This is a genomic window from Streptomyces sulphureus DSM 40104 (genome assembly GCF_000381025.1).
GTDB lineage: Bacteria > Actinomycetota > Actinomycetes > Streptomycetales > Streptomycetaceae > Streptomyces > Streptomyces sulphureus.
The window spans coordinates 149,827-162,103 of the sequence record NZ_KB905822.1; the positions used below are offsets into that span (position 1 = coordinate 149,827).

General features: G+C 72.8%; 8 protein-coding genes. 6 read left to right on the forward strand and 2 right to left on the reverse strand.

Going from position 1 to position 12,277, the window contains the following annotated elements; genetic code table 11:
- Window positions 1–58: 58 nt before the first annotated feature.
- Together F603_RS0125050 and F603_RS0125055 are read left to right on the forward strand one after the other, a co-directional pair.
- On the forward strand, window positions 59–427 hold the full coding sequence (locus F603_RS0125050; RefSeq protein WP_026328696.1) for a VOC family protein: 369 nt from the start codon (window positions 59–61) through the stop codon (window positions 425–427).
- A 959-nt stretch (window positions 428–1,386) separates the two neighbouring features.
- The gene (locus tag F603_RS0125055; RefSeq protein WP_019548690.1) at window positions 1,387–1,707 is read left to right on the forward strand and encodes a hypothetical protein; all 321 of its coding nucleotides are present in this window, start codon (window positions 1,387–1,389) and stop codon (window positions 1,705–1,707) included.
- Window positions 1,708–1,892: 185 nt separating this feature from the next.
- Here the strand turns inward: F603_RS0125055 and F603_RS0125060 are convergent, their stop codons facing one another.
- Together F603_RS0125060 and F603_RS0125065 are read right to left on the reverse strand one after the other, a co-directional pair.
- Window positions 1,893–3,569, reverse strand: a complete 1,677-nt coding sequence (locus tag F603_RS0125060; protein ID WP_019548691.1) for a DUF5691 domain-containing protein — start codon at window positions 3,567–3,569, stop codon at window positions 1,893–1,895.
- A 133-nt stretch (window positions 3,570–3,702) separates the two neighbouring features.
- Window positions 3,703–5,076: an SWIM zinc finger family protein gene (locus F603_RS0125065; protein WP_037956984.1), complete on the reverse strand. Its 1,374-nt coding sequence runs from the start codon at window positions 5,074–5,076 to the stop codon at window positions 3,703–3,705.
- Between the two features lie 137 nt (window positions 5,077–5,213).
- Here F603_RS0125065 and F603_RS0125070 point away from each other — a divergent pair, with 137 nt between their 5' ends.
- The 4 genes from F603_RS0125070 (at window position 5,214) to sucC (ending at window position 12,262) form a co-directional block, all read left to right on the forward strand.
- Window positions 5,214–6,329, forward strand: coding sequence for an ATP-binding protein (locus tag F603_RS0125070; RefSeq protein WP_019548693.1), 1,116 nt, complete (start codon window positions 5,214–5,216; stop codon window positions 6,327–6,329).
- The gene (locus tag F603_RS32865) at window positions 6,326–8,719 is read left to right on the forward strand and encodes a DUF5682 family protein (RefSeq protein ID WP_019548694.1); all 2,394 of its coding nucleotides are present in this window, start codon (window positions 6,326–6,328) and stop codon (window positions 8,717–8,719) included. Before F603_RS0125070 ends, F603_RS32865 begins: the two co-directional genes overlap by 4 nt.
- Before the next feature lie 859 nt (window positions 8,720–9,578).
- The gene (locus tag F603_RS0125080) at window positions 9,579–10,760 is read left to right on the forward strand and encodes a VWA domain-containing protein (RefSeq protein WP_019548695.1); all 1,182 of its coding nucleotides are present in this window, start codon (window positions 9,579–9,581) and stop codon (window positions 10,758–10,760) included.
- Window positions 10,761–11,089: 329 nt separating this feature from the next.
- Complete coding sequence (gene sucC / locus F603_RS0125085) at window positions 11,090–12,262, forward strand: ADP-forming succinate--CoA ligase subunit beta (RefSeq protein ID WP_019548696.1); 1,173 nt, start codon at window positions 11,090–11,092, stop codon at window positions 12,260–12,262.
- Window positions 12,263–12,277 lie beyond the last annotated feature (15 nt).

Here is a 12,277-nt window from a genome sequence, read left to right on the forward strand (position 1 = left end):
GCCGCGGTGTTGGAGTCGCTGGTGTCGTGCGCTCGCCTCCGTCCGCCAGAATCGGCACATGCTCAGAGTCGGATCGGTAGTGCTGGGTGTCTCGGACGTGCCGCGCGCGGCCACCTTCTGGGGGGAGGCGCTGGGATACGTTCCGCGAGAAGAGGCGGAAGACGATTGGGTGGTGCTGATCCCAGCGCAAGGGGCCGGAACGCGGTTGTCGCTCGGCCTCAGTGAGACACCGCTCCAAGAGAACCCGCGAATCCACCTGGACCTGTACGCCGGGGACGCGGCCGACCAGGCCGCCGAGGTCGAGCGGCTGCTGTCCCTGGGCGCCCAGCGCGTCGACTGGGACCGGTATCCGGAAGACGCCGACTTCGTCGTACTCGCCGACACCGAGGGAAACCGCTTCTGCGTCATCGACACCGGCCGCTCCTGACGAAGGCCGGGCGCGAGACGGCGGCGCATGCACGGCAGACGAGAGTGGTGACGACGAAGGGCGGCGACTTCCGCCCCTCGTCCGTCGGAACGCGAGCCGGTGACCCGACGGCGGCGCAGCACTGCTCTGCACGCAGAACACGCCCGTGACGAAGGCCGACGAGGCGATCTTCACCCGCGAGGACCCGGTCCAGGACCGATCCCACCACTTCACCCTCGACAGTTCCGACTGCCCCGTCACCGGAATCGGCGTCCCACGACGGCGCACGAGAAGCGCCCGCGGTTCGGCAGAGCCCCCGCCTGGCGACCGTCGCCCCTCCCCGTCACAGGCTTCGCCGGCAGGGCCGAACTGAGCGATCGGCGGCTGACCCGAGCGCCGAGTCCGTCCCTTCGGGGGTGCCAGGCGGAGACCGTCAAGCCCCGTTGAGCCGGGGGCTGTTGAGCGGCAGCCCGGCGTCCCGACTGGAACGCATGAAGCTCCGTCACGCCTATGTCCGCAGTTCGGTTGTCCGGTAGGTAGGTAGGTAGGTAGGTAGGTAGGCAGGGCGCCCGTACGACTCCGCGTTCGGCTGCACCAGGCTGCGCTCCTGTCCACCGGCGCCCGTCCTCCGGCCGGACAAGGAGCCAGCGCGACGTACGCGACCGGGTGGGCCCTCCGGCGAGGCACCTTCCGTAACGCCAGGTGCCCAAGCCCTCTTACCGGACGCAATCGGAAGCGGCTCGGCCGAACCCGCCCTGCAAAAGGGTCTTTCGGCCCTTGCCCCAGGAGGGCTGGGCTCAACGTATGCGCGGCGCCGGCGGTCCCTGCCGCTGCCGAGGTGAGCGACGCCGATCCGTCCGCCGTCAACCCCCTGGAACGCAGCCGCGTTCGCAAAACGCATCCGGGTGGGAAGACGTGCAGGTGAGGACGGTACTGTGGGGGTTCTGTGGGGAGCACGTGAGGAGGGCGCTTTGCGGCGCATGCTGGTTCCCGTCGCGCTGGCGGGGCTGGTGCTGATCGGGGTTTTTGGGGGAACCGCTACCTTTGCGAGCGCGGACGAGGCCAGGATGGACGTGACGGAGTCCGATCTCCATCCATGGCCGTTCACCGTCACCAGTGGAACGCTCCGCTGCCACGAGGGCGGGAAGGTGACCTTCACGGCTGATCGGACGGAGTACGCGGTGAACCCGTCGGCCGAGGTCGAGTACCCGAGGGTCGACCCGTTGCGCAGATCCGCGGACTGCGTCAGACAGGCCGACGTCCGCGACGCCGTCGAGCGGGGGCTCGAACTCTGCCCCTAGCAGAGCGGGACGCGAACTCGCCCGGCAGGGTGCCGGGTTGGTGTGTCGAGCGGCTGAGCCGGGCGTGCGGGCACGAGTCGTCCCACGTCGAGCCCGCCCGACGAGGACCCGGTGTGCGCAGGTGCACGCCGCCTCCGCGGTACGTGCGCACGGGCAGGGCGGGTTGCGGCGTGGCGGTGCGCCCGTCACTGTTCCACCTCCAGCTCTGCGTACATCTCGGCGCGCACGCGGAGGGTCGTCACGAGGCGCTGGAACGCCTCGGCCCAGTACGCGCCCGCGCCCGGCGCGCCGTCCCCCGACTCGTCGGGAACGGCTGTGAGCGGGGTGAGGCGCTCGGCCGCCGAGGGGCGCAGGCAGCGTTCGGCGAGCCCCAGGACACCGCTGAAGCTCCACGGGTAACTGCCCTGATCGCGGGCGATTTCCAGTGCGTCGATGACGGCTGTGCCGATCTTCGGCGACCAGGGGAGCGCGCAGACGCCGAGTATGCGGAACGCTTCCGAAAGACCGTGCACGGCGATGAACCTCGCCGCCCAGTCCGCGCGTTCCTCGTCGGGGAGCACGGTGAGGAGCTTCGCCGGATCGCCGGGGCCGTGGGCGAGGGGTGCCGTGGGCGGGCCGATGAGCGCCCGCGCCCACTCCGGAGCCTGCTGGCGTACGGCCGCACGGCACCAGGCGGCGTGGAGTTCGCGCTCCCAGCCGTCTGCGACGGGCAGTGCGACGATCTCCGCGGGGGAGCGTCCGCCCAGCCGGTCGCGCCAGCCGCCGAGCGGAGCCGAATCGACCAACTGCGAAAGCCACCAGGCGCGTTGGCCCTGGCCCTGGGGCGGCGCGGTGGCGACGCCGTCCCGTCTCATCGCCGCGTCGACCTCGTGCGGGGCCTCCACCGTGATCCGCGCCGTACCTCCGCATCGGTCGAGGCCGACGTGTGCGCGGGCACGCTCCGCCATCCGTGCGGCGTACGCCGACTCGGGGAGCATGGCGAGGAGTTCGGCGGCAGTGGCGCGTACGTTCTTGCTCCTGTCGGCGAGGGCCTGTTCGATGAACCCCTCGTCGGCCGTGGAGAGTCCGTGGCGCAGGGTGTCGAGGAAGATCAACCGGTCCTCCGCGCGCTCGGAGCCCCACTCGGCTGCCAGCAGCTCCAACCCCGCCCGGGGGTTGCGCGCGCGTACCTCCGTGAGGACCGCGACCCGTTCCGCGAAGAGGCCCTCATTCCAGAGGAGTTGCTCCGCGCCCGTCGGTGCCGCACCGGCCGCGGTGGTGCTGCCGGCCCTGCGGACGGTGGACGGCGGTGCGCTGCGGAGCACGAACCGCCACTCCGGGTTGAGCCCGGCGAGCCAGCGCCCGCGCGGGCCCGCGAGTGAGAGGGCGTGGCGGCGGAGGTCGGTGCGCCCGCGCGCGGCCTCCAGCAGCGTCGGGACCTGCTCGGCAGGGGCGGCGTACCCGGCCTCGTCGGCTGCCGCCAACCACTGGGGCAGGAGTTCGGCCAGGTCGGGGCTTGCGGTACGGCGCTCCGCGCCGCCGCCGGGGCGGTGGCGCCCGGCGAGGAGCCAGGCGAGCCGCCGGGCGGCGGCCTCGGGCATCTCGGGGCGCGGGTCCTCCGGCGCCGGCGCCGGTGCGGGGCGCGCGCTGGCCGGTTGCGCGCCCGCGCGCTGACGTACCGTCTGTGCGGCTGCCGCGTCGAGGAGCGCGGTGGTGCTGCCGCCCGGGGGACGGCGTCGGGCGGCACCGAGCAGAGCCGCACCCAGCAGCTCCTGCCACGGCGGGAGTTCGGGACCGGCCGACGGGCGTGTGTCGGCTGGTGACGGTCCGGCCGCTGCGTGCGGAGCGGAGCGCGGACCGCTGGTGGTCGTCGACTCGGACATGCGCGTCCTCCTGCCGCGTGCGCGGCGCTGTGCGTTCCGCCGGCCCGGGAGGGGACCGACGCATACTGAGGGTTGAAACAAGCGCATCCCGACCGCGCAGGAACGCGGCGGCGTGCGCGCCCGCATCCGTGCGCTAGAGAGCGACCACCTCCCCGCCGCTCCATACCGTGTACGGCACGAAGCCCTGGTGGCCGCACTCCCCGAAGACCTTCACCGGTCGCCCGCCCGAGACGGCGGCCAGCCGCCAGAGCTCCGGGCCGCCGGTCCGGGAGGCGACCGGGAGCGCCGACTCGCCTGCCTCCGCCGCCAGTTGCCACCGCTCGCTGCTTCCGGGGCTCGGCGGCACCGGTACCACGGACTCCAGAACAACGGGCCACTGCTCCAGCCACGGGTCCGCGCGGACCGCCTCGCCGTACGCACGCAGAGCGCCGAGGGGCGACGTTCCAGGCGGCCCCGCTCCACTTGCAGCGGGCCGCGGTGGCGCGGAGCCCTCACCCCGTGCCGCACGGAGCGGCGCCGCGCCCGGATGGAAGACGAGCTCCTCCTCCAGGAGCCAGCCGCACGGCAGGCGGGGCTCCGGCGGACGCCCCGGCGCTCGGTAGGAGAGCAGGAGCGCCGTGCGCCCCGATGCGCAGCCCCGCAGCCACGTGCGCCGCGCCGTCAACCGCTCCTCCTCGGCTTCCCGTTGGGCAAGGACCAGCCAGCGGTCGTGCAGTCGGTCCGTGCCTTCGGAGAGGAGCCGTGCCGTCTCCACCGTCAGACCCACTCTGCTGCGGACCGTCTCGGCGAGCGGGGGCGGTATCGCTGCCGAGCCCGCGTGCACCGAGAGGAAGGCGCGGTCGAGGAGGTGGAGCAGGGCGCACTCGGAGAGGAGCCGTTCCGGCCAGCGCTCTCCCGAGCCGGGGATCGACGTCACCTCACGGACGCGGGAGGCGAGTCCGGGAGCCTGAGCGTCGACCATCCGTGCCGCCGTCTCCTCCCAGGAGGCACCGCCCCGTTCCGACGAAGAGAGCCCTTCGCCGACGAGATCCGCGAGCCGTTGCTCCAACTCCTCGGCCCCCGCGGCGATACGTGCCTCCCGGCGTGCGCGGCGCGCGGTGGCCGAGCGGCCGCTCCCCTGCGACGGCCGCTCCGCCTCCCCGCCCGCTCCTCGTGCGCGCTCGCGCCGCTCCGCGAGCCATGTGCCCGCCCACTCCGGCGGCTCGGCCCCCTCGAGGGGCTCGCGCACGCGCCGCAGGAGAAGGGCGAGCGCGTGCTTGCACGGCACCTTGCGGCTCGGGCACGTGCAGTGGGCCGCGCCGGAGGGGAGGTCGACGACGATGCGGTAGGGGCGGCTCCCGCTGCCCTTGCACGCACCCCACACGGCGTCCCGCCCCGCGTCCTCCTCCGACCACGTCGGCTGCTGCGCGAGCCGGTCGGCTGCGGTGTACGACGCGGCGTCGGGGGCGAGTGCGCGGACCCGCTCCTCGCCCCGGTCGACCGCTTCGGCGACCTGCTTCCCATCCATGTGCAAGACGGTATGCGGCACCACTGACAATCGGCCCCGCTCGCCACTCCCGCCCAAGTAAGCGCAGGTCAGGGGCGATTGTCAGTGGCGGGGTCCATCGTGGTGGACGTTCGACCCCCGCGTCCCCGAGGAGAGCCGTGACCGACACCGAGCGTCCGGATGCCGCTGCATCCGCGCACCCCGTTCTGCGCTCGCACGCGGAGGACGCCTTCGCCGAGGAGCTGGAAGCCCTCGCAGCGGCCGACGACCACCCCCGCCCCACCGGGTGGCGCCTCTCGCCGAGGGCGGTCAGCACCTACCTGCTCGGTGGCGAAGTGCCGGGCACACGACGGGTGATCACACCGAAGTACGTGGGCCCGCGCCGCGTCGTCGAGGTGGCGATCGCCACCCTGGCGACCGACCGCGCGCTCCTCCTCCTGGGCGTCCCCGGCACCGCCAAGACCTGGCTCTCCGAGCACCTCGCCGCCGCCGTCAGCGGGGACTCCACTCTCCTCGTCCAGGGAACGGCGGGCACAGCGGAGGAGGCGATGAGGTACGGCTGGAACTACGCCAGACTCCTGTCCGAGGGCCCCAGCCGCGCCGCGATGGTGCCGAGCCCGGTGATGCGCGCGATGGGCGAGGGGATGACCGCCCGCGTCGAGGAGCTCACCCGCATACCTGCCGACGTCCAGGACACTCTGATCACCGTCCTCTCCGAAAAGGCCCTTCCGATACCGGAGTTGGGCGAGGAGGTGCAGGCGTCTCCCGGCTTCAACCTCATCGCGACCGCCAACGACAGGGACCGCGGGGTCAACGAGCTCTCCAGCGCCCTCCGCCGGCGGTTCAACACCGTGGTGCTCCCGCTCCCGGAGACGGAAGAGGCCGAGGTCGAGATCGTCAGCAGGCGCGTGCAGCAGCTCGGCTCCTCTCTCGGGCTGCCGGCACCGAAGGGCGCGGAGGAGATCCACCGCGTCGTCCGCGTCTTCCGGGAGCTGCGCCAGGGCGTCACGGCCGACGGTTCCACCAAGCTCAAGTCCCCCTCGGCGACGCTCTCCACAGCCGAGGCGATCTCCGTCGTCACCGGTGGCCTGGCCCTGTGCGCCCACTTCTCCGACGGCGTCCTCCGCGCCGGCGACGTCGCCGCCGGCATCAGGGGCGCGGTCGTGAAGGACCCGTCGGCGGATGCGCAGGTCTGGCGGGAGTACCTGGAGTCCGTCGTGCGCGAGCGGGACGGCTGGAAGGACTTCTACCGTGCGTGCAGGGAGACCGAGTGACCGGGCCGCTGCTCCTCGGCGTCCGACACCACGGCCCGGGCTCGGCCCGCGCGGTTCGGGGTGCTCTGGAGGCAGCCGAGCCCCAAGTGCTGCTCGTGGAGGGCCCGCCGGAGGCGGACGCGGTCGTGGGGTTGGCGGCCCACGAGGAGATGCGCCCGCCGGTGGCGCTCCTCGCACACGCGGGAGGGTCCGGAGGCCGGGGAAGCGGAGGGGAGCGGAGCCTCGCCGCCTTCTGGCCCCTGGCCGGGTTCTCGCCTGAGTGGGTGGCGATCCGCTGGGCGCTCGCGCGAGGGGTACCCGTCCGCTTCATCGACCTGCCCGCCGCCCACTCCCTCGCCCTGGCGGCCGAGCAGGCGTCCGGAGCCTCGCCGGCGGCGGAGCCGGAGGAGTTCACCTCCGACCCCTTGGCGGCCCTCGCCGAAGCCGCCGGCCACGAGGACGCGGAACGCTGGTGGGAGGACGCCGTCGAGCACCTCGGCGGGCCGGACACCGACCAACCCCTGCGCCTCTTCGCCGAGTTGGAAGAGGCGATGGCTGCCCTGAGAGCGGACGCCGGAGGCGTCGCGCGGCGGGACGCGCTGCGCGAGGCGCACATGCGGCTGAGAATCCGCGAAGCCTGCCGGGAGTTCGCACCGGAGAGGACGGCGGTCGTCTGCGGTGCCTGGCACGTCCCGGCGCTCCGCGAGCACGCCACGGCCACCGCAGACCGCTCCCTGCTCAAAGGGCTCCCCAAGGTGAAGGCAGAGGTCACCTGGGTGCCCTGGACACACCGCCGCCTCACCCGCCGCAGCGGCTACGGCGCCGGTATCTCCTCCCCCGGTTGGTACGCGCACCTCCATGCCGTCCCCGACCGCCCGGTCGAGCGGTGGCTCACGCGGGTCGCCGACCTGTTGCGCGAGGAGGACGTGGGAGCCGTCTCCCCTGCGCACGTGATCGAGGCCGTCCGGCTCGCGCAGGCACTCGCCGCCCTGCGGGGCCGCCCGCTCGCCGGCCTCGACGAGACGACGGAGGCGGTCCGCTCGGTGCTGTGCGGCGGCTCCGACGTCCCGCTCGCACTCGTCCATGACCGCCTCACCGTCGGCGACGTCCTGGGCGAGGTCCCGCAGGACGCACCGGCCGTCCCCCTCCAACGAGACCTGGAGCGCAGTCAGCGCACCCTGCGCCTCAAGCCGTCCCCAGAGAGCCGGGAGCACGAGTTCGACCTGCGCCGTGAGATCGACACCGAACGCAGCCGCCTGCTCCACAGGCTGGGCCTCCTCGGCATCGAGTGGGGCACTCCGCGCACCCCGCGCGCCGGTACGGGCACCTTCCGCGAGAGTTGGGTGCTGCGGTGGGAGCCCGAACTCTCCGTACGGACGGCGGAGGCGGGCATGTGGGGCACCACCGTGCGCGAGGCCGCGGAGGCCAGGGCCTCCGCACGCGCCGCCGAGGCGGACGACCTCGCCGAACTGACGGAGCTGGCCGAGCGCGTGCTCCGCGCCGCGCTTCCCGAGGCGCTCCCACGGGTCACGCGCGCGCTCGCCGATCGCGCCGCGCTCGAGTCGGAGGTCGGACGGCTGGCGAGCGCCCTGCCCGCGCTCGTGCGAGCCGTCCGCTACGGCGACGTCCGCGGGAGCGACCCCGCCTCCCTCGCCGCGGTGGCGTACGCCGTGGCCGACCGCGTCCGCACGGGCCTCCCCTCCGCCTGCTCCGGCCTGGACGCGGAGGGTGCCGCCCAGCTCCGCACCCATCTCGACGCCGCGCACCGGGCCGTGCACCTGCTGGACCAGCCCTCCGCGGAACCGACCCCACCGACCCCACCGACCGCCCTCCGGCACGGCGCCGAGCGGCCGCAGGCTCCGGCCGCCGAGCCGCAGACCCCTGCCGGGGAGCTGCTGGCACGCTGGCGATCGATGCTGCGTCTGCTCAGCGAACGTCCCTCCGTGCCGGGTCTGCTGCGCGGCCGCTGCTCCCGACTCCTCCTCGACGACGGCGAGTTGTCGTCGGCGGGGGCGGCCCGGCACCTGAGCCTCGGGCTCTCCCCGACGGAGGAGCCGACCGAGGCGGCGGCATGGGCCGAGGGCTTCCTCTCGGGCGGCGGCCTCCTGCTCGCCCACGACGAACGCCTCCTCGCCCTCTTCGACGACTGGCTCACGACCCTCGGCCCCGACGCGTTCACGGCCGTACTCCCCGTGCTCCGTCGCGCCTTCGCGGAGTTCGACCCGGGAGTCCGGCGCACCCTCGGCGAGTTGGTGCGCCGGGGCCCGGGCACCTCCTCTCCGGAGTCGACCACCTCAGACGGTCTCCCCGGCTTCGCGGACACCCTCGACACCACGCGCGCCGATGCCGCGCTGGGCACCCTCCGCCTCCTCCTCGCAGCGCCGGTCCCGGCGGAGGAGGCGAACCGATGAGCCACGGGCCGACGAACGCTGCGTACGGGCAAGTCGGAGGAGAGGCAGGGAGTCGGCAGCCGCAGTACGGCGCCCGGTTGCGGATCACCGACCGAGGACCGGCGAGCCGCGTCGGCTTCGACGGAGAGGACCCGTCGAAACCGCAATGCCTTCCGTACGCACCTGTATCGGGAGCGGACACGGCGCACACCTACCGCCCGCGGAGGGCGAGGAGTCCGGCTTTGAGGACGGGCGCCCGCCGAGCGGTGCCGTCATTGCTGGCGCCGGCGGCCTGGTCGGCAGGCGGCCATCGAAGGCGCTGCCTCTGCGCACCCAGGGACCGCGACAAGAGGGCTGCCCGGCGAGTTGGCGTCCCTCATTTCCGGGGCAATGGGTGCCAGTTGGGCGTGGGCGGGTGTGGGGCGCCGACGTGTTGGAGACGCCCGGGGGTGCACGAGTCTCCGAGGCGGCCGCCGAAGACGCAGCCGTTCTGCTCCTGGGGACGCGGCCGGGGCTGCCCGCTGGGCCGCCGTCCCTCGTTTCCGGGGCGATGGGCGCCAGTTGGGTGTGGGCAGGTGGAGCGCCGACGTGCTGAACACGCCCAAAGGTTCGCGAGCACCCGACCCGGCCGCCGAGGGCACCGCTGTCGCGCGGCCTCGGCCAGGGGCCGTCCGGTGAGCCGCCGTACCCGCGTCCTCGACGAGACCCCCACCAAGCAAGGGGACAGACGCGGAGCCCGAAGTACGGCAGTCACCCGAAGGCTCATCCTCCAAGTGCCCGACCCCTCAACTACCACTACGCGCCCCCCGATCCGCCGGCCCATTCCCGCACCGCGGAAGGGACATCGGCACCGTACGCCGCACCACCGAAGGGACAGCAGTTGAACGCCACCCCCGCGACGCCGCACGCCCTCGCAGACCAGGAGCGCCTCCGGCGCTGGCGGCTCGTTCTCGGCGACGACGGCGCTCACGCGGCGTCCGAAGGCTGGGCGCTCCGTGGTGAAGACACCGCGATCGACGGCGCGTTGGAGGCCCTGTACGGCAGCGGCGCGGGGGCCTCGACCGGCCGAGGCTCCCGCCGCTCCGCCGGGCTCGGAGCCTCCGCGCCCGATGTGGCCCGCTGGCTCGGCGACGTCCGCCGGTACTTTCCGTCTTCCGTGGTGCAGTTGATGCAGCGCGATGCGATAGGCCGACTCGGCCTCGGTGCGCTGCTCACCGAGCCGGAGATGCTGGAGGCGGTGGAGCCGGACGTGCACCTGGTCGGCACTCTGCTGTCCCTCCGCGAGGCGCTCCCCGAGCAGAGCCGCGAGGCGGCCCGCGCCGTAGTCCGCACGGTGGTCGCCGAGTTGGAGCGCCGACTGGCACAGCGCACCCGCTCCACGCTGAAGGGCGCTCTGGACCGCTTTGCACGCTCCCGCCGCCCCCGCCACGCCGACATCGACTGGAACCGCACGATCCGCGCCAACCTCGCCCACTACCTCCCGGAGCACCGCACGCTCGTGCCCGAGCGCCTCGTCGGGTACGCCCGTGCCCAACGGGGCCTGCAGAAGGAGGTGTTGCTCTGCCTCGACCAGTCCGGCTCGATGGCCGAGTCGATCGTCTACGCGTCGGTCTTCGGCGCCGTCCTCTCCTCCCTCCGAAGCCTCACGACGCGCCTCGTCGCCTTCGACACGCAGGTCGTCGACCTCACCGAGGAGCTCGAAGAACCCGTCGACGTCCTCTTCGGCATCCAGTTGGGCGGCGGCACCGACATCAACCGCGCCATGGCCTACTGCGAGTCGCGGATCTCCCGCCCCTCGGAGACGGTCGTCGTCCTCGTCAGCGACCTCTACGAAGGCGGTATCAAGGGCGAACTCCTCGCCCGCGTCGCGCGGTTGCTCGCGCAGGGCGTCCAGGTGCTCGTCCTGCTCGCGCTCTCCGACGAGGGCGCGCCCGCCTACGACAGGGAGCACGCGGCGGCCCTGGCCGAGCTCGGCGTCCCGGCCTTCGCCTGCACCCCCGACCTCTTTCCCGAGGTGATGGCCGCGGCGCTGGAGCGGCGTCCGCTCCCCGTCCCGGAGTGAGGAGCGCGAAGAGTAGCCGAACGGTTCGCCGTCGTGCAGGGGTTCGCAGTCCGCACCCTCTGTGCCGCGGCGCTCGCGTCCCGTAAAAGCCCCAGTTCATGGCCGGTTGTGATGGTTGTCACCGCGCCGGTGTGAGCTGGGATTTATGAAGCGCTCAACCTCGGAGCTAACCTGCAAGGCGGACATGCCGCGTAACAGGGTCGGCCGAGACGGACCGTGTGCGCTTCCCGAACCGCAGTGACGGTGGTGTCACGCCTGTCACGCTGCCCTCAGCGGCACGCCCACGCTGACAACGACCGCGATACCACTGATTAAGGGGACGGACGCGCGTGGACCTGTTCGAGTACCAGGCGAGGGATCTCTTCGCCAAGCATGACGTACCGGTGCTGGCCGGTGAAGTCATCGACACGCCTGAGGCGGCGCGCGAGGTGACCGAGCGCCTGGGTGGCCGCGCGGTCGTCAAGGCGCAGGTCAAGACCGGCGGTCGAGGCAAGGCCGGTGGCGTCAAGCTCGCCACCGACACCGCGGACGCCGTCGAGAAGGCCGGCCAGATTCTGGGCATGGACATCAAGGGCCACACGGTCCACAAGGTGATGCTCGCCCAGACCGCAGACATTCAGGACGAGTACTACGTCTCCTTCCTCCTCGACCGCACCAACCGGACTTTCCTGGCGATGGCTTCGGTCGAGGGCGGCATGGAGATCGAGGAGGTCGCGGCGACCAAGCCCGAGGCCCTCGCCAAGATCCCGGTGAGCGCCATCGAGGGCGTCACCCCGGAGAAGGCCCGCGAGATCGCCGAGGCTGCCAAGTTCCCCGCCGAGCTTGTCGACCAGATTGCCGCGGCGCTGGTGAAGCTCTGGGACGTCTTCGTCAAGGAGGACGCCCTCCTCGTCGAGGTAAACCCGCTGGTGAAGACCGCCGAGGGCAAGATCATCGCGCTCGACGGCAAGGTCTCCCTCGACGCCAACGCCGAGTTCCGCCAGCCCGACCACGCGGCGCTCGAGGACAAGGCCGCCGCCAACCCGCTGGAGGCGGCAGCCAAGGCGAAGGACCTCAACTACGTCAAGCTCGACGGCGAGGTCGGCATCATCGGCAACGGCGCGGGTCTGGTCATGTCCACCCTCGACGTCGTCGCCTACGCGGGCGAGGCGCACAAGAACGTCAAGCCGGCGAACTTCCTCGACATCGGCGGCGGCGCCTCGGCCGAGATCATGGCGAACGGCCTGGAGATCATCCTCGGCGACCCCGACGTCAAGTCGGTCTTCGTCAACGTCTTCGGCGGCATCACCGCCTGCGACGAGGTCGCCAACGGCATCGTGCAGGCCCTCGAGTTGCTGAAGTCCAAGGGCGAGGACGTCGACAAGCCGCTCGTGGTGCGTCTCGACGGCAACAACGCGGAGCTGGGCCGGAAGATCCTCAGCGACGCCAACCACCCGCTGGTGCAGCGCGTGGACACGATGGACGGCGCAGCCGACAAGGCCGCCGAGCTGGCTGCGAAGTAAGGGAAGAGGAACCGA

Excerpts from the sequence above, each read along its gene's own strand:
- F603_RS0125050 (WP_026328696.1), top strand. The coding sequence starts at position 59 with ATGCTCAGAGTCGGATCGGTAGTGCTGGGTGTCTCGGACGTGCCGCGC.
- F603_RS0125065 (WP_037956984.1), bottom strand. The coding sequence starts at position 5,076 with ATGGATGGGAAGCAGGTCGCCGAAGCGGTCGACCGGGGCGAGGAGCGG.
- F603_RS0125060 (WP_019548691.1), bottom strand. The coding sequence starts at position 3,569 with ATGTCCGAGTCGACGACCACCAGCGGTCCGCGCTCCGCTCCGCACGCA.
- F603_RS0125055 (WP_019548690.1), top strand. The coding sequence starts at position 1,387 with ATGCTGGTTCCCGTCGCGCTGGCGGGGCTGGTGCTGATCGGGGTTTTT.